Source organism: Thioclava sp. ISO4 (genome assembly GCF_058105145.1).
The window spans coordinates 3,510,000-3,532,396 of record NZ_CM176571.1 but is presented as its reverse complement, the minus strand read 5'-3'; the positions used below and the strand labels follow the sequence as shown (position 1 = coordinate 3,532,396).

The 22,397-nt window shown below is 61.5% G+C and carries 26 protein-coding genes, 1 tRNA gene and 3 pseudogenes; 22 read left to right on the top strand and 8 right to left on the bottom strand.

Features of this window, described 5'->3' with window-relative positions; all coding sequences use genetic code 11:
* Positions 1–6: 6 nt before the first annotated feature.
* From AC2TZ7_RS17350 to AC2TZ7_RS17340, 3 genes and pseudogenes are all read left to right on the top strand, one after another.
* Positions 7–587, top strand: a pseudogene (locus AC2TZ7_RS17350) (transposase); the annotation flags it as partial.
* A 73-nt stretch (positions 588–660) separates the two neighbouring features.
* Positions 661–954, top strand: a complete 294-nt coding sequence (locus tag AC2TZ7_RS17345) for an IS3 family transposase (RefSeq protein ID WP_007195955.1) — start codon at positions 661–663, stop codon at positions 952–954.
* Positions 955–962: 8 nt separating this feature from the next.
* Positions 963–1,475 (top strand): annotated as a pseudogene (locus tag AC2TZ7_RS17340) (IS3 family transposase); the annotation flags it as partial.
* A gap of 53 nt (positions 1,476–1,528) precedes the next feature.
* On the opposite strand, the gene AC2TZ7_RS17335 reads toward AC2TZ7_RS17340, so the two are convergent.
* Genes AC2TZ7_RS17335 through tnpA form a run of 4 tightly spaced genes read right to left on the bottom strand, consistent with a single transcriptional unit; the run spans position 1,529 to position 4,586 of the window.
* A complete protein-coding gene (locus tag AC2TZ7_RS17335) occupies positions 1,529–2,131 on the bottom strand; it encodes a plasmid pRiA4b ORF-3 family protein (protein ID WP_489865153.1) in 603 nt (200 codons plus the stop codon).
* Complete coding sequence (gene tnpC / locus AC2TZ7_RS17330) at positions 2,128–3,753, bottom strand: IS66 family transposase (RefSeq protein ID WP_489864353.1); 1,626 nt, start codon at positions 3,751–3,753, stop codon at positions 2,128–2,130. Before tnpC ends, AC2TZ7_RS17335 begins: the two co-directional genes overlap by 4 nt.
* Positions 3,754–3,813: 60 nt before the next feature.
* Entirely contained in the window at positions 3,814–4,164 is a 351-nt protein-coding gene (gene tnpB / locus AC2TZ7_RS17325; RefSeq protein ID WP_009803441.1) for an IS66 family insertion sequence element accessory protein TnpB, read from the bottom strand.
* The gene (tnpA, locus tag AC2TZ7_RS17320) at positions 4,161–4,586 is read right to left on the bottom strand and encodes an IS66-like element accessory protein TnpA (protein WP_489864689.1); all 426 of its coding nucleotides are present in this window, start codon (positions 4,584–4,586) and stop codon (positions 4,161–4,163) included. The genes tnpB and tnpA overlap by 4 nt, the downstream gene beginning before the upstream one ends.
* A gap of 60 nt (positions 4,587–4,646) precedes the next feature.
* On the opposite strand from tnpA, the pseudogene AC2TZ7_RS17315 reads away from it, so the two are divergent.
* The 5 genes and pseudogenes from AC2TZ7_RS17315 to AC2TZ7_RS17295 form a co-directional block, all read left to right on the top strand.
* Positions 4,647–4,976 (top strand): annotated as a pseudogene (locus AC2TZ7_RS17315) (transposase); the annotation flags it as partial.
* Between the two features lie 10 nt (positions 4,977–4,986).
* On the top strand, positions 4,987–5,352 hold the full coding sequence (locus AC2TZ7_RS17310; protein ID WP_489866842.1) for a phage major capsid protein: 366 nt from the start codon (positions 4,987–4,989) through the stop codon (positions 5,350–5,352).
* Positions 5,353–5,365: 13 nt separating this feature from the next.
* Complete coding sequence (locus tag AC2TZ7_RS17305) at positions 5,366–5,980, top strand: hypothetical protein (RefSeq protein ID WP_489865152.1); 615 nt, start codon at positions 5,366–5,368, stop codon at positions 5,978–5,980.
* Complete coding sequence (locus AC2TZ7_RS17300; protein WP_489865151.1) at positions 5,977–6,315, top strand: HNH endonuclease; 339 nt, start codon at positions 5,977–5,979, stop codon at positions 6,313–6,315. The genes AC2TZ7_RS17305 and AC2TZ7_RS17300 overlap by 4 nt, the downstream gene beginning before the upstream one ends.
* A complete protein-coding gene (locus AC2TZ7_RS17295; RefSeq protein WP_489865150.1) occupies positions 6,312–6,956 on the top strand; it encodes a hypothetical protein in 645 nt (214 codons plus the stop codon). The genes AC2TZ7_RS17300 and AC2TZ7_RS17295 overlap by 4 nt, the downstream gene beginning before the upstream one ends.
* A 1-nt stretch (position 6,957) precedes the next feature.
* On the opposite strand, the gene AC2TZ7_RS17290 is transcribed toward AC2TZ7_RS17295, so the two are convergent.
* Both AC2TZ7_RS17290 and AC2TZ7_RS17285 read right to left on the bottom strand, forming a co-directional pair.
* On the bottom strand, positions 6,958–8,247 hold the full coding sequence (locus AC2TZ7_RS17290) for a hypothetical protein (protein WP_489865149.1): 1,290 nt from the start codon (positions 8,245–8,247) through the stop codon (positions 6,958–6,960).
* Positions 8,248–8,431: 184 nt separating this feature from the next.
* Positions 8,432–8,950, bottom strand: a complete 519-nt coding sequence (locus tag AC2TZ7_RS17285) for a hypothetical protein (protein ID WP_489865148.1) — start codon at positions 8,948–8,950, stop codon at positions 8,432–8,434.
* A gap of 168 nt (positions 8,951–9,118) precedes the next feature.
* Here AC2TZ7_RS17285 and AC2TZ7_RS17280 point away from each other — a divergent pair, with 168 nt between their 5' ends.
* The 10 genes from AC2TZ7_RS17280 (at position 9,119) to AC2TZ7_RS17235 (ending at position 17,000) form a co-directional block, all read left to right on the top strand.
* Positions 9,119–9,403: a head-tail connector protein gene (locus AC2TZ7_RS17280; RefSeq protein WP_489865147.1), complete on the top strand. Its 285-nt coding sequence runs from the start codon at positions 9,119–9,121 to the stop codon at positions 9,401–9,403.
* Position 9,404: 1 nt separating this feature from the next.
* Positions 9,405–9,887: an HK97 gp10 family phage protein gene (locus tag AC2TZ7_RS17275; protein ID WP_489865146.1), complete on the top strand. Its 483-nt coding sequence runs from the start codon at positions 9,405–9,407 to the stop codon at positions 9,885–9,887.
* Positions 9,880–10,302, top strand: a complete 423-nt coding sequence (locus AC2TZ7_RS17270) for a DUF3168 domain-containing protein (protein WP_489865145.1) — start codon at positions 9,880–9,882, stop codon at positions 10,300–10,302. The genes AC2TZ7_RS17275 and AC2TZ7_RS17270 overlap by 8 nt, the downstream gene beginning before the upstream one ends.
* A 3-nt stretch (positions 10,303–10,305) precedes the next feature.
* The gene (locus AC2TZ7_RS17265) at positions 10,306–10,617 is read left to right on the top strand and encodes a phage head closure protein (protein ID WP_489865144.1); all 312 of its coding nucleotides are present in this window, start codon (positions 10,306–10,308) and stop codon (positions 10,615–10,617) included.
* Complete coding sequence (locus AC2TZ7_RS17260) at positions 10,614–11,000, top strand: phage terminase small subunit P27 family (RefSeq protein WP_489865143.1); 387 nt, start codon at positions 10,614–10,616, stop codon at positions 10,998–11,000. The genes AC2TZ7_RS17265 and AC2TZ7_RS17260 overlap by 4 nt, the downstream gene beginning before the upstream one ends.
* Before the next feature lie 2 nt (positions 11,001–11,002).
* On the top strand, positions 11,003–12,610 hold the full coding sequence (locus AC2TZ7_RS17255; RefSeq protein WP_489865142.1) for a terminase large subunit: 1,608 nt from the start codon (positions 11,003–11,005) through the stop codon (positions 12,608–12,610).
* A 16-nt stretch (positions 12,611–12,626) separates the two neighbouring features.
* A complete protein-coding gene (locus tag AC2TZ7_RS17250; protein WP_489865141.1) occupies positions 12,627–14,984 on the top strand; it encodes a phage tail tape measure protein in 2,358 nt (785 codons plus the stop codon).
* A 452-nt stretch (positions 14,985–15,436) separates the two neighbouring features.
* Positions 15,437–15,874: a hypothetical protein gene (locus tag AC2TZ7_RS17245; RefSeq protein ID WP_489865140.1), complete on the top strand. Its 438-nt coding sequence runs from the start codon at positions 15,437–15,439 to the stop codon at positions 15,872–15,874.
* 63 nt (positions 15,875–15,937) lie between these two features.
* Positions 15,938–16,678 (top strand): hypothetical protein, encoded by a 741-nt coding sequence (locus AC2TZ7_RS17240; protein ID WP_489865139.1) that lies wholly within the window; start codon positions 15,938–15,940, stop codon positions 16,676–16,678.
* A 142-nt stretch (positions 16,679–16,820) separates the two neighbouring features.
* Positions 16,821–17,000 carry a hypothetical protein gene (locus AC2TZ7_RS17235; RefSeq protein WP_489865138.1) on the top strand — a complete coding sequence of 60 codons (180 nt, stop codon included), beginning with the start codon at positions 16,821–16,823 and terminating at the stop codon, positions 16,998–17,000.
* A gap of 159 nt (positions 17,001–17,159) precedes the next feature.
* Here AC2TZ7_RS17235 and AC2TZ7_RS17230 read toward each other — a convergent pair.
* A tRNA-Gln gene (locus AC2TZ7_RS17230) sits at positions 17,160–17,234 on the bottom strand.
* A 98-nt stretch (positions 17,235–17,332) separates the two neighbouring features.
* Here AC2TZ7_RS17230 and AC2TZ7_RS17225 point away from each other — a divergent pair.
* Positions 17,333–18,523 carry a BaiN/RdsA family NAD(P)/FAD-dependent oxidoreductase gene (locus AC2TZ7_RS17225; protein ID WP_489865137.1) on the top strand — a complete coding sequence of 397 codons (1,191 nt, stop codon included), beginning with the start codon at positions 17,333–17,335 and terminating at the stop codon, positions 18,521–18,523.
* Positions 18,524–18,707: 184 nt separating this feature from the next.
* On the opposite strand, the gene AC2TZ7_RS17220 is transcribed toward AC2TZ7_RS17225, so the two are convergent.
* Entirely contained in the window at positions 18,708–20,012 is a 1,305-nt protein-coding gene (locus AC2TZ7_RS17220; RefSeq protein ID WP_489865136.1) for a UDP-glucose dehydrogenase family protein, read from the bottom strand.
* A 312-nt stretch (positions 20,013–20,324) separates the two neighbouring features.
* On the opposite strand from AC2TZ7_RS17220, the gene AC2TZ7_RS17215 reads away from it, so the two are divergent.
* From AC2TZ7_RS17215 to AC2TZ7_RS17205, 3 genes are all read left to right on the top strand, one after another.
* Complete coding sequence (locus tag AC2TZ7_RS17215; protein WP_172976163.1) at positions 20,325–20,513, top strand: hypothetical protein; 189 nt, start codon at positions 20,325–20,327, stop codon at positions 20,511–20,513.
* A gap of 273 nt (positions 20,514–20,786) precedes the next feature.
* Positions 20,787–21,830, top strand: coding sequence for a TRAP transporter substrate-binding protein (locus AC2TZ7_RS17210; protein ID WP_489865135.1), 1,044 nt, complete (start codon positions 20,787–20,789; stop codon positions 21,828–21,830).
* Positions 21,831–21,992: 162 nt separating this feature from the next.
* Positions 21,993–22,310 carry an antibiotic biosynthesis monooxygenase family protein gene (locus tag AC2TZ7_RS17205; protein ID WP_489865134.1) on the top strand — a complete coding sequence of 106 codons (318 nt, stop codon included), beginning with the start codon at positions 21,993–21,995 and terminating at the stop codon, positions 22,308–22,310.
* Positions 22,311–22,397 lie beyond the last annotated feature (87 nt).

Sequence of the window (22,397 nt, the reverse complement as noted above, 5' to 3'; positions counted from 1 at the left end):
AATCGCATGAAGGCATCGAAGTTCACGGAGGCGCAGAAGGCGTTCATCCTGAAGCAGGGCGAGGAAGGCACGCCGGTCGCGGAGATCTGCCGCAAGGCCGGGATCAGTCAGGCGACCTACTTCAACTGGAAGAAGCGATACGGCGGGTTACTGCCGGACGAGATGCGGCGGCTGAAGCAGCTCGAGGACGAGAATGCCCGGCTGAAGAAGATCGTGGCCGACCTGACGCTCGACCGCGAGATGTTGCAGGACGTCATCCGCCGAAAGCTCTGAGGCCTGTCCGGAAGCGACAGCTGGTCGACGGGATGTTGGTCGATTGGGGCGTGTCGATCCGCCGGGCCTGCCGGGCTCTGCGGTTCGACACCTCGACCTACCATTACAAATCCCGCCGCACCGGACAGGCCGGCCTCGAACGACGGATCAAGGAGATTTGCGAGACCCGTATTCGCTACGGCTATCGACGGGTGCATGTGCTGCTGCGCCGGGAGGGTTGGCAGGTGAACATCAAGAAGACCCGCAGGATTTACAACGAGTTGGGGCTTCAGCTCCGCAACAAGCGCCCCAAGCGGCGGGTGAAGGCTGAGCTACCCCCTGAAATTCGGACACTGACATAAGCTACGATTTGCAGTCTGCTGATCTTCGACGAGAAGGAGATCAGAGATGTCGAAACGCAAGCAGCACGCGCCCGAGTTCAAGGCAAAGGTCGCGCTGGAAGCCCTGAAGGGTGAAGAGACAGCGGCCGAACTGGCGAGCCGGTTCGGGGTGCATCCGACGATGATCCATCAATGGAAGCGGGCCCTGCTCGAAGGCGCGTCCGGCGTGTTCGAGCGCGGGGGCCGCAAGAAGCCCGAGATCGACGAGGAGCAGGTGAAGGAGCTCCACGCCAAGATCGGGGAGCTGGCGGTGGCCAACTCTTTTTTGGAACGAAAGCTGAAGCCCTGGGGCGGGAAGTGAGGCGCGGCATGATCGAGCCTCACCACCCGGACCTGTCGATCGGCCAGCAGTGCAAGCTGCTGTCGATCGCGCGCTCGTCTTTCTACTACACCCCCAAGGGCGAGACCGAACAGAACCTCGGCCTGATGCGACGGATCGACGAGCAGTTCCTGGAGACCCCGTTCTTCGGCGTCCGGCAAATGACCTGGCATCTGCGTAACGACGGACACTTGGTGAACGAGAAGCGGATACGGCGACTGATGCGCCTGATGGGGCTGATGCCGATTTACCAGAAGCCCAACACCAGCAGGCCCGCAAAGGGCCACAAGACCTATCCCTACCTGCTGCGAGGTCTGCGAGTGGATCGCCCGAACCAAGTCTGGTGCTCGGATATCACCTACCTGCCCATGAGGCGCGGATTTCTATACCTCGTTGCGATCATGGACTGGCACACGCGAAAGGTCTTGGCCTGGCGGATCTCGAACACGCTGGAGGCCGACTTCTGCGTCGAAGCGCTGAACGAAGCCGTCCACAAGTTCGGCCCGCCCGAGATCATGAGTAACCATCCGGCGTGGACCGCACATGGGAGCAATTCTCAGGTCGTGCCCTTGGGGGCTTTGGGTTTGCGGGCCCGCGGGGCCCATTTCTTGGCAAGCCGGTTGAAGCGTTCAAGGATGCTGTCGATCCCGGCATCTTCGGCGTCGAAGTCCCCACCGGACCAGGGGAGCATGTCCTCGTGTTGCTCGTGATCGGGATCGGCGAGGGCTTCGAGGAACTCCTCGTAGCCCCAGGCACCGCCGACGTCCTCGGGTGGACAGGCACCGGTCGCCTTGAGAAGCCGTGGGTAGATCATGCCGGGGATGGCCTCGTAGACCCGCTCGATACGGATGCTGTGGTCCCAGTCATCGCCGAAGTCATAGATATACTGGATCGTCCTGGCACCGGTGTCCTCGAGCACCTTTTCCAACGTCGTCTTCTTCGCGTCCATGGGGCCGTCGTAGAACCCGTCCGGGTCGGGCACGCCCCAACCGGCATCACCGGCGCGGAACTCGTAGAGGTGGGTATCTGTCCAGCCCATGGCAGCCTGTATGACCGCATGCAGCCGGTCGAGCCTGATCTTCAGCGGCACCTCGATATGGCGCATCGGCTGCGGGTCGACGTCGTTCAGGATGATCCGGAGGCGGGCGATCAGGGTCATGCGGCTATCCTTTGCTCAGCCCGGGCCCAGTTCCAGGGCAATAGATCCGGCACCCGGGAGGCGGTCGTGCCAGGCAACCGGACGAGGACATCGGCGAGCCAGGCCTGAGGGTCGACATCGTTCATCTTGGCGGTGACGATCAGGGAATACATGAAGGCGGCGCGGTCCCCGCCGCGCTCGGAGCCGGCGAAGAGCCAGGACTTGCGGCCAAGGGCGATGCCGCGCAGCGCCCGCTCCGCGGCATTGTTCGTCAGGCAGATCCTGCCGTCCTCGAGGAACCCGGTAAAGGCTGGCCAGCGCTCCGCCTTGAACATGTAGTCGATCGCCTTGGCGACCGGGTTGTGCTTCGACAGCCGGTCGCGCTCGGCACGCAGCCAGTCATGAAGCTCCTCGACCAGAGGCCGGGACAGCTGGTGCCTGGCCGCCTGCCGTTTTGCAGCCGTCAGCCCGTTGATTCCGCGCTCGATGCCGAAGATCGCGTCGATACGGGCCACGGCCTCCAGCGCGACGGGGGAGATGTCATGGGCCGGCTTGCCCTTCCGGGCGTTCCCCTTGATATCGGCGAGCTCGAAGAACTTGCGCCGGGCGTGGCTCCAGCATAGCGCAGACTCGACCGGCCCCGGGTCACGGTCGGCGCGGTAGAGGTCGTTGTAGCCCCCATAGGCATCGGCTTGCAGGATACCCTGCCATCCGGCGAGATGCCGGTTCGGGTTGGTCATTCCTCGGTCGCGGGAGAACTGGAACAGCGCGGCAGGTGGAGCCCCGCCGCCGAAGGGTCGGTCATCCCTGACATAGGTCCAGAGCCGGGCGGTTTTTGTCCCGCCCTTCGCCAACAGCGGCACTGTCGTATCGTCGCCATGCAAGCGGTCGCCATCCAGAACATGGGCACCGATCAACGCATGGATCGGCTCCAGCGCGGCGGCGCAGGCGCCAACCTGGTCGGCGAGCGTCGACAGGCTGAGATCGACGCCTTCCCGGGCATAGCGTTCGGCCTGGCGATTGAGCGGCTGATGCTGTCCGAACTTCTCAAAGAGGATCGTCGCCAGCAGGTTCGGGCCAGCCCATCCGCGCGGCGTGGCGTGGAAGGGCGCCGGCGGTTGGCTGATCTTCTCGCAGGTCCGGCAGGTGAACTTCTCGCGGACGGTCTGGATCACCTTCCACTGCCGCGGGATCACCTCCAACGTCTCGGTGACGTCTTCCCCCATCTTCACGATGCGATCCGAGCCGCAGCAGGAACAGGCCGTGGGCGCCGCGATCACCACGCGCTCGCGCGGCAGATGCTCCGGGAAAGGCTTGCGCGCCGGGCGGCGACGTTTGAGCCCCGCGACGATCGTGGTCTTCGCCAGCTTCTCGGCGGCAATCTCGTCTTCGGTGGCCGCGGCTTCGAGTTCCTCGAGCTGCAATTCCATCTGGTCGATCAGTCGGGCGCGGCGTTCCGAGCTGTGGCCGTATTGCTCGCGTCGGAGCTTGGCGATCTCGAGCCGGAGATGCTTGATCATCGCCTCGGAGGTCGAGACCACCGCCCGGGTCTGCGCTAGCTCGCTCTCGGCGGCCTCGGCACGGGCCTCGGAGGCCGCGAGCGCGGCGCGCAATCTGGCAATCTCGGAAGCGTTGTTCGACATGGCCAAGACCTACCATGCCGGCATCGGAAAGCCCATGCAAATAGGGTCGATGAGGCCAATTTATCCCGCCTTTGCAGGGCGTTGGGTCCAGCGTGGATTGCGCCAGTCGATCCCCTCCAGAAGATAACCGAGCTGGGCCGCGGAGATCTGCACCGCCTCGCCGCTTCCACTGGTCGGCCAGATGAACTTCCCCGCCTCCAGCCGCTTGGTATAGAGCGACATGCCCACCCCGTCGTGCCAGAGAAGCTTGACCAGGTCGCCCTTGCGCCCGCGAAAGCAGAAGATCTCGCCGGCATGCGGATCGCGCCCCAGACCCTGCTGCACCGTCAACGCCAAGGTGTTCATACCGCGCCGCATGTCAGTCACTCCGCCCGCGATCCAGACGCGCACCCCCGCCGGGAACGCGATCATGACGGATCCAGGGCTTGCACGAGGCGCGCCAGCACCATCGGGTCAATCGTGGCCGCCACAGACAGGCGACGGCCATTCGCGAGGGTAATATCTGCCATCAGGACCTCGGCTGTCTCTGGCGTCGGAACCGGTGCAAACGGTCCGCCTTGATCCTCAGCTCCCTCAGGAGCGGCGATGGCCAACGGTGTGAACTGCGGTCGTGCATCGCCGCTCGTCAGCCTGCCTTCGCGGTATTGGCGACGCCAGCGCACCAGCAGGGTGCGGCCAATATCATGACGTCGGGCTGTCTCGGCGACACGCCCTCTACCGCCAAAGCTTTCTTCAACGATGCGCACCTTCTCTTCATCCGTCCAACGCCGACGGCGCCCGGTATCGGTGACAGAAAGGATCTCAATTTCGGGTCTGTATCTATGGTCGGACATAGCTCCGGACCTACGCCGCCTGCCTCAAGTCCGAAAGACGGTCCTCCCCGGAGCCTTACGATCATGAATACCGATCAAGGGTCTCAGTTCACGTCCTTCGCCTGGACGGACACGCTGCGTCGATCCGGCGTGCGCATATCGATGGATGGGAAAGGCCGCTTCCTGGACAACATCTTCATCGAGAGGCTGTGGCGCACCCTGAAATACGAGTGCGTCTACCTGCACGCTTGGGAGACAGGATCGGAGACGAAGGCGGCCATCCGGAAATGGATGACCTTCTACAACCACCAGCGCCCTCACTCAGCCCTCGGCGGCAAGCCACCGGCGCTGGTGTATTGGCAGAGAAATGATATCAACCAACCCGGTCAGCAGGTGCAACGAGTAGCTTAATTTACGTCAGATCCTGTCCAAGAGATGGGGAGTAGCTCAGAACCGCAAGACGATGGCCGCGATCCGCAAAATCTCGAACACGATGGGCGAAGCAATCTGGCAACCCGGTCTCGCGGCTGGTCAACCGGCTTCGCTTCTGGGCCGTCCCGTGGTCGAAGCGCCCGACATGCCTGACCCGGTGGCTGGCAATGCGCCGATCATCTTTGGCGATTTCGCGGAAGGCTACACCATCGCCGACCGCACTGGCTTCGAGATCCTGCGCGACGACTACACCGGCGCGGCCAATGGTATCGTGAAGCTGCACGCGCGCCGTCGCGTGGGTGGCCGTGTGACGCTGGGCGAAGCCTTCGCGAAGCTCAAGCTCGCCGCCGCGTAATACGGTGCTCACAGTGCAGCCCGCATATGAATGCACGATCCGTCACGGCAAGCTCGCCGTGACGCTTCGAGCCTCTTTGCGGGCTGCAACTACCCTTGAGCAAGCATTCGGCTTCGCGTCGCTCTTCCGAAAAATCCACGATCAGAGCTTCACGGCGTATAGGGCCGTGATCGAAGCTGCCGCGACCGATAGGCGCGAGGCTGATGCGCTTTTGCGATCCTTGTCGCGCGGTCCCTTGCGCGGCTTCATGGTGAGCGAGCAAGCGCGCCTGATGGGCTTCTGTGCAGCTCTGCTGCCGCAAGCGCCAGAAGGTGAGCGTCAAGAGCCTGAGGGCGGCGCGAGCAAGCCGTGGAGTGAGCTGTTCCAAGACCTCTACCGGCTAGGCACTGGCTGGCTCGAATGGACGCCCTCGGAAACGTGGAATGCCAGCCCGAGCGAGATCATCGCCGCTGTTGAGGCGCATTCCGAGAAGCTGGTCGCGCTCGCCGGTGGGGCAAGGGAAGAGACGCGCACTGTTCAGGGTAACAAGGCGCAGCGCGAGGCGAATATCGCTGCCGGTCTTGATCCTGAATTCGACCGGGAAGGGCTGAACCGGCTGAAAGCGAAACTGCGGAGCGAAAGACGATGAGCCGCCCGCCCCGTGCCTGCGCCTGCGGTCGCATTGTGCCGCACGGGCAGCTCTGCGTGTGCCAGATCGCGAGAAAGCGCGCCCGTGGCCGTCGCCATGACGCGAAGCGCCCGACCGCCGCCCAGCGTGGATACAATCACGAATGGCGAAAGGCGCGCGCCGAGTTCCTGCGTCTGTTCCCTTGCTGCGCCATGTGCGGCGCGTCCGCGACTGTGGTCGATCACATCAAGCCGCACCGGGGCGATGAGCGCCTATTCTGGGATCGCACGAACTGGCAAGCGCTCTGCGAGGGCTGCCACAACCGGCACAAGCAGCGCCAAGAGGTCGCGCCATGAGCGGCTTAAGGCGTCTCTGGCAAGCGGTTCTCTATCAGGCCGTTGACGATGCTCTGAACGGCGCTGCGCTCGATTCAAAGACTGTAAGGCGACGGAACATTGAGCAGGCGCGCGAACTACTCAGCACGCCGAGCCGTGATCTTGAGATGATCTGCGCTGGTGCCGGTCTGGAAATGGAAGGAGTGGTAAGGCGAATGAAAAAGCTCATCGCGGAAGCGCCGCCCGTTGACGAACTGGTCGCGGGCAAGACGGTGCGTCAAAGGGCCGAAATCGAAAATCGCGAAAAGCGGAAGCGCCCAAACCCGACATACACCTTTAAGGGCGAAACGCTCACGATTGGGGAATGGTCAAAGAAGGTCGGGATATCTGCCGGGGTGATCCGTGCTCGAATGCGCAACGGCTGGGCGTTCGAGAGAGCAATCACCACGAGCGTTGTTGAAGCGCGTTTGCAGGCACGCGAGAAGCGGAGTGAGCGCATCAAAGCGGCTATGAAGGGGCGCACTTGGGCGCGTGGCACGCCGCCGAGGATGATCACCCACGAAGGCGAGACGTTGACACTCGGCGAATGGGCCGAGCGTCTGGGCGTGACCAAACAGACAATCCGCAAGAGGCTCGCGAAAGGGCTGACTGTTAAGGGATAACCTACTTCCCGATAGCTTTTTTCATTCTCTCAACAAGCAAAACAAATTGTTCAAAGCCTTGGAAGCTTGAGTCCTTCAAAATCTGTTCGTCGTCAGAGTTGTCTTGCACTCCAAAAATTCTCTCGCTGAGGGCTTTTTTAAGGGCGGCTCTATCATCGTCGGGCAAATTGGCGATGAATGGATCGAATGCTTGAACTTGCAAGGAAAATGCTCTCGTCCTTTTCTCGTTGGCTCTGTGAAGGTTAGCCTGTTTGGAGGCATAGATCCCAAAAGATATAAGAAGCGCAGTAATTACGGCACTCTTTCCGATTTGGAGCCAGAACAAGGGTTCTGGTTCAACGATAGGCCTCAAACAAAGAAGGCTATAAAGCAGCCAAGCGATCGTTAGAACGATGCAGGCAACTGCGCCGCGTCGCCACCATTGAGCGGAAGAGTATTCTCGGTCCGCGATGCTCTTATAGCCGCCAATGACGCTATCGCGAGCGACAATCTTGTATAGCTCTAGTATTTTGTCATGAGCGTTTTCGGCTTCTTGGCTCATAGATTCGAAGAAGGAAATGAGCTGAGTCTGCTCATTAGAAGCATCTTCCTTCATCTCTCTAAAGAATTCGCTTAGATCGCCCCTCGCGGCGTCCTGAATCTCTTTAATTGTGTTTGCCGCGCTCGTTTTGCTAGAATTAACAAGCTCGGTAAATTCTTTTGATTGGGTGTTCAATGTGTTGGTTTTCGTAGTTCTCCATTCGTCCAGCTCCGCCTCGAATTCTTTAGCCGATTGAGATGCTGCCTCGCTCATCTCATTAATCCGATGGGCTGCCGCAGCGATTTCATGAGCGGTTTCTTCGGTTCTATTTCTATAAATCGCTAGGGTCTTCTCTGTCGTTCTTGCGAACTTTTCAAAACGAGACGTTGCAGCGTCCAGATCGGCACGTTGTGTCGATCTAGAAAACTTCAATGAAGTTATCTGATATAGTGACGAGATCGTCTGTTCGATTTGCGTATTCGCATCAACAAGGTGTTGGGGGTTCTTGGTGTTAGAAAATCCTCTAACGCTATTCAAAACCCCTCCGTTTATGATCTGCTGGTTGATAGTATTCAGCGAGCTGATCGGAGCAAGATCGGGATCGAGATCGTTCAAGGCTTGTTTTATGACCTTAACGACTTTTTCGAGTCTTATCCACTCTAAGGCGAGGTCGGAATCTTCGATCTCAATATCTACGTCTAGCGCTTTCTCAATGGCGTCGAGCGTGGCGTGTATGGGATGTTTCGCGAAATTGTCTTGCCAACGTGTCATTCTCAAGCTCCGAAAGAATCATTCGTGTGAGATTGACTTGCGAGCCGTTTGCGATCAAGCACAACGCTTTTCACGCGCCTGTTGCATGGGCGGGTCCGTCCAAACTTTTCAAAGAAGCGGAGGACCGGCGGGGGGAGGTCCGCGCACGATCTACGCTAAATAACTTTTTGAAGCCTGAGTCGCCTCAGTCAGCCTTCAGTCTCGTCCAGTCTCCACGTTCAACCCAGTCAGAAATGGAGTTTTTGATGGAGTCCCACATGATCGTGTTGAAGTTCGACTTGTGCCAAATCGGCTGGTTAAGAGGCCGGTCGATTGGGCTGGGCACCCAGCGCAACTCTAGCGGATTGATCATAACCCGTCCGTAAAAGTAGGTGACGAGACTCCCGACGCACATACCGTTGTTCCAACGCTTACCTGTTACGTCGATTACGAACATGATTTTCTTGCCAGCAGACGGAGCTAGGCTATTGATCGGGTCTTGCGGTCGTTCGATGATTTTGAACCCGGCGATTTCCAACTGATCTGTTGCGTAATCTCTGACTTCGCCGATGTTGGTCCAGCATCCGTTTTGTGCATTGTCGATAACTTCAACCCATGCGCCGTCGAAGTCTGCCGGTGTCCACGCCGTATCGTCGGCGTTTGCGCTGGTGCAGGTTGTGGCAGTTATCAGTGTGGCGAGTGCGGAAATGATAAAGCGTTTCAATCGGAAGCCCCTCTAACCCATCTCAGGGGACTATACCTCGCGAAGTCGTGAGGGCAATCGGTCCCGGCAGGCACGGGCGATGCGCCCGGTTCGCCGTTCATATTGCCTCTTCAAAGCTCGACCGACTGTTGCTATAATGCAACAGTATTCCCTTTGACGAGTTTCAGTATGTCTGCCGTTTCTGTTCCCGAGCTGAAAGCCCAGCTCAACCTTGATCATGATCTTGACGACGCATTGCTCGCCCTCAAGATCGACGCCGCCGAAGCCTATGCTGCGAGCTTCATCGGCACTGCCATTCCCGAGCCTGTTCCGGCTGCGATCCGCCAAGCTGTGCTGATGCTCGCTGCGCACTGGTATGAGACCCGCGAGGCCGCACTGACCGGCGGCTCTGCCTATGTCGTGCCGTTCGGTGTGCATGACCTTCTGCAAGCGCACCGGGCTTGGGTGGTCTGACATGGCGCGCGAGAAGGATTTGAACGCGCAGGCTGCACGGCTTGCAAAGCGGCTTAACGCCATTCCGAGCGCCATTCTCGAACGAGTGCGACCGGCAGTCATTCAATCCGCCGAAGAGCTGGCGCATCTCGCGCGGACGCTCGCGCCGGAAGATGAGGGCGATCTGAAAGCGTCTATCGTCGTGACGCCGCCCGGTGCCGAGACGCCCGCTTACGCCGAGGGTGGCGGGAAGCGCAGGGCAGGGGCCAATCAGGCGCTTGTCACGGTGGGCAACCCTGAGCAACGCCACGGGCATCTCGTTGAGTTCGGCACGGCCCCGCATATCAACGGCGGGCAGTTCGAAGGCTCGCAGCATCCCGGCACTGAGCCGCAACCGTTCCTCTTGCCTGCAACCCGGCTGACGCAGGATCGCGCGAAGCGCCGGATCGGGCGGGCAATCGGCAAGGCTGTGCGTGAAGCGGCGAAAGGGGGCAGCGATGCTTGATCCCGCCCTCGCGTTTCAAACCGCTATCCGCTCCACGTTGATCAACGCGCCCGAGGTGGTCTCGCTGGTCGAAGCGTCGAACATTCGCGCTGGTCAGGTGCGCGGTGAGCGGCTTCCCTCGGTGGTGTTTTCCGACGCTCGCACCGAATACCTGGGCTGCGCTTCCGGGTCTCAGCGCCTCGCGCGCGTTTACCTCACTCTTCATGTCTGGGCGGTTGAAGACGGCCCGGATACGGCGCGCCAGATCGGCGCGGCAGCGTATCACGCGCTTGAGTTCGGCCCTGCCGATAGCTCCGAGATTGACGTGGACGAATGGCACGCGCCGAGCGTGGTCTGGCTGCGTGACCCCAAGCCAGAGCTGAGCCTGACGCATGGCGTAATGACCCTTGAGGCAGTTGTGCGGTGGAAGGTCTGAGCGATGAAATCTGGTAAGCTGACCAACCTGATTGAGCTGCAACGGCTGAGCGAGACGGTGAACCCGTCCGGCTCGGTGTCGAGTGAATGGACAACCTACGCGACCGGGCGAGCTGAGCTGCGGCAAGCGGGCATCTCCGAGTTTCTGACGACCTACGGGGAAGGTGTGAGCAACAACGCGGTGTTTCTTATCCGGTGGCTGCCGGGTGTGTCTGTCGCGGATCGGATCGTGTGCGATGGCATCGCGTGGAATGTCGTGGCGATTGCCGAGATCGGGCGCAGGCGAGGGCTTGAGCTGCGCGCGGTGGCTGCATGAGCGTGCATCAACGCGGCATCAAGCCCAGCCTCTCGCCTGACTCCGAGGCTCTGACGAAGGCCCCGCAGGTGCCGTCTTACTTCAGCGCCCATGCCAAGACCGAATGGAAACGGATCATGCCGCAACTCATCGCGCGCAGGATCATCACCAAGGCTGATCTCGCGGGCGTCGAAGCCTATTGCTCGGCGGTGGGTATCTGCCGCCAGATCGAGGAACAGCGCGCGGGCGGTCTGATCGATCCGAAGCTCTTCGGTGTCTGGAACCGGGCGGCGCAGACCGCGCGTCAGCTCGCGAGCGAATACGGTCTCACGCCGACCTCGCGCGCTCGGATCGGCTCGGCTGCGCCCGATGAACCCGACGCCGACGACCCGCTTGCGGTGTGATCATGGCAAGCACCTATCCCGAATGGGTCATGGATAGCTCGCCGATTGACGACCCGCTCGGCTATGGCGAGCGGGCGGTGCAGTTCCTGCGCCGTCTTCGCCACCCTGCCAGCTCTGCACCGAAGCGCGCTTTTCAGCTCGCCCCGTGGCAAGAGCGGATCGTTCGGCGCATCTACGGGCCACGCAACGCGGATGGCTCGCGCGTGGTGAAGATGGTCTTCCTGATGATCCCGCGCGGGAACCGGAAGACCTCGCTCGCCGCTGCGCTGGCGCTGTTGCACTTGCTCGGCCCCGAGAAGCTGCCCGCCGGTCAGATCATCTTCGCGGCCAGTGATCGCGAGCAGGCGGGCATCGGCTTTCGCGAGTCTGCCGAGATCATCCGGCAAGACAAGCGCCTTGAGGCGGTGACGCGCCTCTACGACGCGCACAACGCACCGAAGGCGATCAAGAGCGCCCTTGATGGCTCGACGCTCAAGGCGGTGTCTTCGGACGGGCGCGCGCAGCACGGCACGACGCCGACCTTCGTTCTCGCCGATGAGATTCACACTTGGCAGGGCCGCGACCTTTGGGAAGCGCTGCAATCGGGCATGGCGAAGCGGGCAGGCGGCCTGACCGTGATCGCGACGACTGCCGGTCGCGGAAACGAGGGACTTGCCGCCGAGACATACAACTATGCGCGCGGTGTCGCGCTTGGTCAGATCGTGAACCCCGAGTTCTTGCCGATCCTCTTCGAGCCTGAGCCGGGTGAGGATTGGGAAGACGAAGCCCTATGGCATCGGGTGAACCCCGGCCTCGCGCATGGCTTCCCTGATCTCGAAGGTCTGCGCTCGCTGGCGCGCAAGGCGAAGGATAGCCCAAGCGAACGATACAGCTTCGAGCAGTTCAACCTGAATCGCTGGCTCGGGAATAGCCGCGATCCGCTCTTCGACTTCGAGGCCTATGATGCCCGGTGTTTTGAGGATGACGAGGAAGACCTTGAGCAACTGCCATGCTGGCTCGGCGTGGACCTGTCGCGCTCGGGCGATCTCACGGCGGTTGTGGCCGCGTTCCAGCACCCGGACGGGCAGGTTACGCTCCGGCCCACGTTCTTCGTGCCGGGGGAAGACCTCAAGGCGCGTTCCGACCGCGACGGGGTGCCTTATCAGCAATGGGCCGACGCTGGCCTGATCCGCCTGTGTTCCGGTCCCATCATCGATGAAGAGGCGGTTGAAGATGAGATCCGCGAGCTTTGTGCGCGCTATGACGTGCAAGAGATCGGTTTCGATCCGCACCTCGCGCAGCGGATCATGCAGCGGCTTTATGATGACGGTCTGCCCGTGGTCGAGGTGCGGCAAGGGCCGCTGACGATGGGTGCAGCCGGTGCCGATCTTGAGCGGATCGTGAACGGCAGGCTTGTGCGCCATGACGGCCACCCGGTCTTGCGCCAGCACCTCGCGAGCGTGGTCGCGGTGCGCACCGATAGCGGGCTGGTGAAGATGCACAAGGGCCGCAAGACCGACCGCATTGACGGTGCGGTCGCGGCCGCGATGGCCGTCTATCGCCTGACCCTCGGGCAAACCAACCTGAGTAACTACAACGCGCCCAGCTCGGGCGGTCTTTTCGTGTTTTGATGAGTGAGTTTGAGTGATGAATGACGTTAATCTGCCCGGTCTAATTGTTCCTGTCGAAGCCCGGATCGACAAGCTTGAGAAAGCGCTGAAGCGCGCGAACAAGGCGCAAGCGCGGACTGCGCGCCAGATGGAAAACCGGGCGAAACGCTCGGCTGAGAAAATGGCGAAGAGCTATGAGAGCTTCGGCACGAAGGCAGCGGGCGCACTTGGCAAGCTGCCGCTGCCCGGTCTGGGAGTCGGTATTGCCGGTCTGGCTGGGGCTGGAATCGGCGCGGGACTTGGCATTGCTGCCGGTCAGGTGCGCCAGACGGTGCGCGGCATCGCGGAGATCGGAAACGAGGCGCGGCGCGCCGGGGTCGCGGTCGAAGACTTTCAGCGCTGGCAGTATGTCGCGGAACAGAACCGCGTCAGCGTGGATGCTTTGACCGATGGCTTCAAAGAGTTGAACCTTCGGGCTGACGAGTTCATTGCGACCGGCAAAGGCTCGGGTGCAGATGCCTTCCAACGTCTCGGCTATTCGGCAGCCGAGCTTTCTAAGAAGTTGAAAGACCCGAGCAAGCTCTTCTTGGAGATCATCGGGCGGCTTGAGACGTTCGACAAGGCGGCGCAAATCCGCATCGCTGACGAGGTGTTCGGCGGGACAGGCGGCGAGCGCTTCGTGGAGATGCTGAACCGTGGGCAGGCCAGCATCTCGGCGATGATGGGCAAAGCGTCGGTCTTGACCGAGAAGCAGATCAACAAGGCCGACGCGCTGGACCGACGTTATAGCGCGCTGACCGAGAGCATTCATCGCGGTTGGCAGCGGGCAGCGCTCGGGGCAGCCGACTTCGCGGCACAGATTCTGAACCTGCGCCTTGAGGGCGACAAGCTCGCCGCAAGTGACCTGTTCCGCAATGGCGCGCAGGCCCCGCAAATCCTCGGCCCGAAGGTTGCCGCAGCGCTGGATAGTAACTCGCAGGCGGTCGAGGATAATGCGCGCGAGATCGGCGATCTTCTGGCGCTCTATGAGCGCTTCACGGCGCAGTCGGATGCGCTCGCGCCCTACCTGCAACGGGTTTCGAATGAGCTTGAGCGCGTGGGTGATACGCAGGCAGCCGATACGCTCTTCGAGGCCGCAGGGGCGATGCAGCGCCTTTCCGAGAAGTTGGATAAGGGCGAGATCAGCGCGAGCGACTTCGAAGCCCAGATGGGCGACCTGATCAAGAAGGCGCAAGACGCGCTCAGCGCGGTTACTGATCTCGACGCTTCCCCGACCTTCTCAAAAGTCATCGGGCGTCTTGGCGACCTTTGGGACGCGCTCGAAGGTGTGCGCGCGAAAGCTGCCGAGGCGCGTGCCTCGCTTCCGGGTGGGTCTCTCCCGATGACGAGCGGGCAGGGACTTACGGTTGCGGATATCGAAATGCCGCCCGGTGAGTTCGCGCCGACAAGTTCGCCACGCCCCAAAGCTGCGCCGCCGATGATCTCGGAGAACGTCGCCACGCCGAAGAAAGGCGGCGGTGGACGCTCGCACGACAACTACGCGCGCGCCCTTGCTGACATGCAGAACGAACGCGCGGCACTCGACGCTGAGGCCGTTGCATTGATCGCGGCTGCGGCTGCCGGGAAGAGCTATGGTGACGCCGTGGAGTTCGCGCGCAAGAAAGCCGAGCTGCTTGCTGCCGCCCAGCGGGACGGGAAGTCGGTTACGCCTGAACTGAGCGCCGAGATCGACCGGCTCGCACAGAGTTATGTCGAAGCGGGCAACCGGGCGGAGCAAGCCGCTGACAAGCTCAAGAAGGTCGAGGAAAGGGGGCAGGCCGGGGCGAGTGCGCTCGCTGACCTCTTCGGCTCGGTCTTGGACGGCTCTGCGAGTGCCGAGGAAGCGCTATCGGCTCTTCTCATGCAGATGGCGAAGGCACAGCTCAATCAGCTCTTCAGTGGTGCCGCCAGTGGTGGCTTCATGACGTGGCTTGGTGGGTTGCTCGGATTTAGCGCAGGTGGCTACACCGGTGACGGTCACAAGTTTGAACCGGCGGGCGTGGTCCACAAAGGCGAATACGTCCTGAGCAAAGCTGCGACCGAACGTCTTGGCGTGGATAATCTCGACGCGCTCCACAGCGCCGCGCTGAAAGGCTATAGCTCGGGCGGTCTTGTCGGGGCGGCAGTTCCGTCGAAGTCGCTCGCAAGCGGCTCTCAGGGCGCGTCTGGTGTCTCGGTCAGCTACGCGCCGACGATCACCGTGGAGGGAGGTGGCGGATCGCCCGAGATGAACCGCGACCTTGCCGACAAGATCGCAAAGGCGACCGAGCGCAGCTTCCGCAGCGTGGTGCAGGATGAGATGCGCAAGCAGATGCGACCGGGGAACATGCTGAATAGCCGGTCGGTGGCCCGCTGAGGGGAAGCCGCAGAAACGCCGCAGGAAGGGTCTTCCTTGTCCGCAGGGTGGTAGGGTGGCCGAAAGGGGTGCCTCTGGACTCTAAGGGGCCTCCCAGAGTCTCTGAGAGGGCGAAGACGTCCTGAGCCGCGGGAAAGAGCGGGCGCAGCCCGCGATTGACCGTAGGATGGAGGGAGATTGACCGGGGTTTCACGATTGACTCGTGAGTGTGAGGCAAATTTCGGCATCTTAGTATTAACTGTGTATATATACATACTATTACTAAGAGGGCGAAATCTGTCTCACCGTCCCCGCTCGAATGCTGTTCCGGCCTCATAGAAAATTGTCTCACACCCTCGGTAAAGCTTCGCCGCTGCCGCTGGGCGGAAAATGTCTCACGCATTTTGTGGGTAGACAGGTAACCGTTAACGGTTTACAAGGTTGCATCGAAACCAAGTGATAGGTCCAAAAGAATGAGTAATCATGTCCGTCTTCCGGCTGAACGAATTGAACAGCTCCGGCTGATCGCCGAAGCGAAAGGAAAGAGTATCGCCGAGGTCGTTGGTGATTTCGTGCGTGGTGAGATCGCGGCGGGAACCATACCCGCCGGTGTTCCCGGTGTCGAAATCGAGAAGTCCGGCCCAGAGCTTATCATTCGCTCGAAAGGCTTCGAGGCGACGGTCTCGCTCTCTGAGGGCAGGGAGATCGCCGGTCTTCTGAAGAATGGCGCAGTTTCCGAAGCAGAGCGTAAGCAACGCCGGATTGAGGGGGTCGCAGGCTTGAGCGGTATTCGCGTCAAGCGCGCGGGAAATGGCCTTAAGATAGTTTCGCCGATTTCCGGGAGGGAGTTCCCGCTCAGTCTCGATGTAGCCGTCGATGTGGGTGAGCAGATCGAGCGCTCCGCAAAATGAAAGCAGGGGCCAGCGCGCCAACGCTAAGCCCCTGAAAGTTCTCTCTTATCGCTGACAAAAGATATGACAAAACCAGTAGCTCCGCAACCTCCATCTTTGACACCGCAGCCCGGTGATGGTGTTCCAAAAATTCGGGCATGGATGAATGCTATGTTTCCCAACGGCTTCACTCCAATGACGGCGCGCGCCTATACGTCGGAACTCTACAAGTCGAAACCCGCAGACGCCGTTGACGAAAACGAGTGGTATGATCGCCTATCTGCCGATCAGCGGGAAATAATGAAGCTAGCGAAATATCAAAAGGACGCAGATCCGAAGGTTAAGGCGGCTCGGAAGGCCAAGCGCGCCAAAGACCCAAAATACCAGCAGAAACTCGCAGATAAGCGGGCAAAATACGCTCAGGAAGTCGAGGCTCAGGGGCGAGAAGTTCGCGGATATCGACACGGAGGACCACCGTCACCCGCCGCGAAAAAGGCAGAGAGGAATGAGCGGAATAAACAGTGGCGTGCCCGCATCCGCGACGACCTCTCATCCGGTCGCAACCCATTCGACGCAGATAAGACGCCGATCGCTCATGAGGTAGCGCGCATACTCTTGGAGAGAGAGATTTTTGATCTGACCAATGACACCTCCGATATTGCCGAAATCTTCGAGCTGACACCGGCAGACGCACTCAAGAAGGTCATGAGCGCGAAAGAAACCCTGCGAACCGCTAAGGCGATCAGCACGAAGAAAGGCACAATCGTTCTGCGGACAGACGCAAGCGCAGGTCTCAAGAACCTGCCTACCTATGGCATTGTTTGAGAGAGAACGCGTTCCTTGGGGCGGATATGCGGCGCGTAAGTAACCGCTTACTTATGTAAGTCATTGAAAGTAACCAAAATATTTGTTGCGCGACGATTCGCGTCGTGTCTATCTAGTGGCGTAGAAACCAGAGGGGCGAGCGATGCCGCATTTTATCGAGACAGAGAAGTTCAGCGAGCTGGTCGAGCAGATCGTGAAGGGCGTAACGGAGGGCGTGCAGGGGCTGCCGGATCACCGGTCAGTGGTCGCGCAGGCACTCGCCGAGGCGAGCATTCTGCCGGACGTATGCCGCGAGGACTTTGCGGACGCCGATGCGGCTTGAGCCAAGAGGGTGCTTACGAGGGACAGGGGGCGGGGCCAAAGGGTCTCGCCCTTTTTCAATTCAGCGACGAATCCGGCCCACGTGTTACACACACAAGACTGTAACACATGCGATCCGAGGCGGTTCGCTAAGTGCTTGATATTGCTGAAAAAAGGAGAGTGGCTGGGGCGGTAGGATTCGAACCTACGGTGCGCGGTACCAAAAACCGGTGCCTTACCACTTGGCTACGCCCCAACGTGGGGGCTATCTAGCCAAGCTCGCGCGGGGCTTCAAGAGGAAAATCCGACAAATTTCGATTGCGCGTCCCGCGTCGCTACGGCAAGCGAGGCGGCATGGAAAAATGCGATGTTGTGATACTTGGCGCGGGGGCGGCCGGGCTGATGGCCGGGATCGAGGCGGCACGGCGCGGGCGGTCGGTGCGGGTGCTCGACCATGCGCGGCGTCCGGGCGAGAAGATTCGAATCTCCGGCGGCGGGCGGTGCAACTTCACCAATCGTCTGCTGACCCGGCAAAACGCGACCGAGCGATTCCTGTCGCGCAATCCCCGCTTCGCGCTCTCGGCGCTGTCGCGTTACACGCCCGCGGATTTCATCGCGCGGCTCGATGCGGCAGGGATCGCCTGGCACGAGAAGCATCTGGGGCAGCTCTTCTGCGACGGGAAGGCGACGCAGATCATTGACCTGCTGCTGCGCGACCTGCGCGCGGCAGGCGGCGTGCTGTCGCTCGAGACGGAGATCGAGCGGGTGGCGCGCGAGGGCGAGGGCTTCCTCGTCACAACTTCCCAAGGCCCGATCCGCGCGGCTTCGGTGATCGTCGCGACAGGCGGCAAATCTATCCCGAAGATGGGGGCAAGCAGCCTGGGCTACGAGATCGCGCAGACGTTCGGCCTCGATATCGTGGAGACGCGGCCCGCTCTGGTGCCGCTGACCTTCGCCGAGCAGGATCTGGCGCGCACCGCGCCGCTGTCGGGGCTCGCGCGGCCCGTCGATCTGCGTCTCGGCAAGACGCATTTCGCGGAGGATCTTCTGTTCACCCATCGCGGGCTGTCTGGCCCGGCGATCCTGCAAATCTCCAGCTATTGGCGCGAGGGCGAAACGCTCAAGGTCGATCTCGCGCCGGGCAATGATATCGCAGCGGCCCTGTCGGAGCAGCGCGACGCGGCGGGCCGGCAGGCGCTGCACAATGCGCTCGCGCGGCATCTGCCCGAGAAGCTGGCGCATTTCGTCGTGGCGGAGGCGAAGCTATCGGGGCGGCTGGCCGAGCAATCGAACAAGGACCTCGCCAAGCTCGACGATCAGATCCATCGCTGGCAGGTGCGGCCTGTGGGCTCGGAAGGCTATCGCACGGCGGAGGTCACACTGGGCGGTGTGTCGACCGATGCGCTCGATGCGAAGACGATGGAGGCAAAGCAGGTGCCGGGGCTCTATTTCATCGGTGAAGTCGTCGATGTGACCGGCTGGCTCGGCGGCTACAACTTCCAATGGGCCTGGGCCTCGGGCTGGGCTGCGGGGCAGGTGGCCTGACCACGCGCCTCTTCCTCTTGGGAGAAATATCCCGGGGGGCCCAAAGGGCGGGGGCAGAGTCCCCTCCCTCTTAAGTTTTATCGCCCTCCGGCGACGGAGGCAGAGCCCCCCTCTCTTAAGTTTTGTCGCCCTCCGGCGACGGGGGCAGAGCCCTCTCCCGGATCGGTTTCTATACCGTCGGGCCTTACCGCCCGACCGCGACGTAATCCGCGAAGCCCGCTTTCCTCACGTCCTTCTCGGCGTAGATGTTGCGCAGGTCGGCCATGCGCGCGGTCTCCATCGTCGTGGCCAGCTTGTTCAGGTCGAGCGCGCGGAACTCGTTCCACTCGGTCAGGATCACCACGCAATCGGCCTTCTCGGCTGCCGCATAGGCGTCGTCCATCCAGGACACGCCCGGCAGCAGCGCCTCGCCCTCGCGCTTGCCCTGCGGGTCGACCACGCGGACCTTCGCGCCGCCGCCCACCAGTGCGGGCACGATGGTGAGGGCAGGGGCTTCGCGCATGTCGTCGGTGTTTGGCTTGAAGGTCACGCCATAGATCGCGATCGTCTTGCCATTGACCGAGCCTCCGCAGAGATCGACGACTTTCTCGATCATCCGGCGCTTGATGTCGTCGTTTACCTTGATGACCGTCTCGACGATCTCCATCGGGCAGGAATAGTCCTGACCGATCCGCGCCAGTGCAGCCGTATCCTTCGGGAAGCACGAGCCGCCATAGCCGGGGCCGGCGTGCAGGAACTTGTTGCCGATCCGGCCATCGAGCCCCATGCCGCGCGAGACCTGCTTGATATCGGCGCCGGTCTTCTCGCAGAGCCGCGCGATCTCGTTGATGAAGGTGATCTTCGTCGCGAGGAACGCATTCGCCGCGTATTTGATCATCTCGGCGGTTTCCAGATCGGTATAGAGGACCGGAAATTCGCGCAGGAAGAGCGGACGGTAGATCTCGCCCATCACTGCCTCGGCCTTCTCCGAGGTGGTGCCGACGACGACCCGGTCGGGCCGCATGAAATCGTCGATCGCCGCGCCCTCGCGCAGGAATTCGGGGTTCGAGGCGACGTCGAACTCGATATCGGGGCGGGTCTTGCGCACGACCTCCGCGACCTGACGGTTGGTGCCCACCGGCACGGTCGATTTCGTCACGATCACCGCATAGCCGGTCATCGCGTTGGCGATCTCCTCGGCGGCGGCCATCACATAGGTCAGATCGGCATGGCCGTCGCCGCGCCGCGTCGGCGTGCCGACCGCGATGAAGACCGCATCGGCGTCTGCCACCGCAGCCTTGAGGTCGGTGGTGAAGGAAAGACGCCCGCCTTCCACATTCTTCACCATCAATTCGTCGAGCCCCGGCTCGTAGATCGGCACGCGGCCGCCCTCGAGCATTTCGATCTTTGCGGGGTTCTTGTCGACGCAAACGACCTCATGGCCGAAATCCGAGAAACACACCCCCGAGACAAGGCCAACATAGCCCGTGCCGATCATCGCGATTTTCATATTCTCGTCCTTGCCTGTGCTGTATCGGTGCCTTGATTCCCGGGCGGCGAAATTGCAAGCCAGTTCCGGGCAAGTTCTCGTAATTCTTTCCAGAATCCACGCTGCTCCAGAAGCGCAGAATGGTGTCATATGCTGCGTTAAACACGAATTGTGGGCATTTCATGCAAGAAAAGTGCCAAAGTGCAACAGTCTTCGCCTCTGCGTGAATGGGCCGTGTATTTCACTCTTTGCAATCCCAGGAAGCTGTGTAAGTCTCGCCGGGAAGCTGCCAGAAAAGTCCGGCGGCTCCCTACGGTAATGACGGAGATTACTATGAAAAAGATCGCTACCATCGCCCTGGCCCTCGGCCTCACCGGTTCGACCGCTTTTGCTGGCGGCTACACCGCTCCGGTCGTCGAGCCCGAGCCCGTTGTGGTTGAGCAGTCGTCGTCCTCGAACGCCGGCATCATCATCCCGGTTCTGCTGCTGCTCGGCGTTGCTGTCGCAGCCTCGAACAACTAATTTCGGTTAACACCGAATTGGAAGGGGCCGGACGATTACGTTCCGGCCTTTTTCATTTCCGGAGATACGGGGTAGGGCCTGACGCTCCGGGGACACCGAAAAGCCCGCGCTTGGCGCGGGTTTTTCTTTTGCGGGAAGGACCGGATTTGCCATGCGTCGAGTGCCGCTGCTGTGGCCGGACGACAGGCCCCGTCATCTCGCGAAAAGCAAAACTGGACGTTGGGGGCATCCGCCGGGTAAATCCGCTTTGGACTGCGTGAGAGGGAGACCCGCATGAGCCAGAGATTTACCCGCCGTGAGAGTTTCGCCCTTGCCGCTGGTGCCGCCGCCTTGGCCGCGCCGCCTGTGCTGGCCGCAGAGCCCGAGGTTACGCTGCGCCTGCATCAATTCCTGCCGCTGACCAGCTTCGTGCCCGCCCATATCCTCACTCCTTGGATCGCGGCGGTCGAGGAGGCGTCGCAGGGCCGGGTGCGCATCCAGCATTACCCCTCGATGCAGCTGGGCGGGACACCGGCCGATCTCATCGATCAGGTCACTGACGGGGTCGTCGACATCGTCTGGACGCTGCCGGGTTACACGCCGGGACGGTTCCCGCGCACCGAGGTGATGGAGCTTCCCTTCCTGGTCGCCGAGGCCGAGGCCGCGTCTGCCGCGCTGTGGGAACTGGCGCAGGCGGAGATGGTCGATACGGATTTCCGCGACATTCACCTGCTGGGGACCTGGGTGCACGGGCCGGGCGTGATCCACGCGAGCAAGTCCGTGCGCGCGATCCCCGATTTCGAAGGGCTGAAACTGCGTGGGCCCTCGCGGGTCACGACGAAGCTGCTCGAGCATTTCGGCGCGACGGCTGTCGAGATGCCGGTCCCGGCTGTGCCCGCAGCACTCTCGCGCGGGACGATCGACGGGGCGCTCCTGCCTTGGGAGGTCTCGGCCTCGCTGCGGATCGGCGAGCTGGTCCATCACCACACGCAATTCGCAGGCCCCTCGATCTACACGGCGAGCTTCATTCTCGCGATGAACAAGGACCGCTACGCCGCGCTCGACCCCGATCTGCAGGCCGCGATCGACAGCGTCTCGGGCATTGAGTTCTCGGCGCAGGCGGGACACCTGCAGCAGGCCGAGGATATCCCCTCGCGTCAGGCCGCCATGGATCTGGGCAATGAGATCATCACGATCCCGGCCGAGGATACGTCGATCTGGAAAGATGCCTCGCAGCCGGTGATCGACGCATGGGTTGCCGAGATGGAAGAGAAGGGGGTGCCGGGTGAAGAGTTGCTGAGCTCCGCCCGCGCCTTGATCGAGAAACATTCGTTCTGAGGTTGGAGCGCGGTGAGCTGGTTCGTGGGCGCCGATCTGATCCGCATCGCGCTGATCGTGACGGTCCCGGCGCTGGCGCTTCTGCCGCTCTGACGCGGTGCCGCAAAAGAGCGGTGATTTCTGGGCGCTTCTGTGCGAGCATGATGCCGAGGAGGACCGCCCATGACCGATATTACCAGCGATTTCAAAGGGCAGACCGTGATCTGCACCTTCGAGATGACGCCCGCCACAGCCGACGAGTTGATGGAGAAGCTGCAAGCCGCCTATTCCGAGGTGATCTCGAAAGCGCCCGGTTTCATCGGCGCGGGGCTGCATATGAACGACGCGCGCACGCGGATCGCGACCTATTCGAAATGGAACGAGCGGGGCGACTATCAGGCGATGTTGCGCAGCCCCGAGATGATCGAGCGCAACCGCGTGATCTACACGCTGTGCCGCAATTTCGAACCGGTGATGTACGAGGTGTCCGCCGATTTCTGACGGACGAGCGCTCGCATTGCTGCGCTGCCGAAATGGTTGCGCGGAGAGGGAACTTGATGGCCCGCATCGCGTTGATGTGAAAAGACA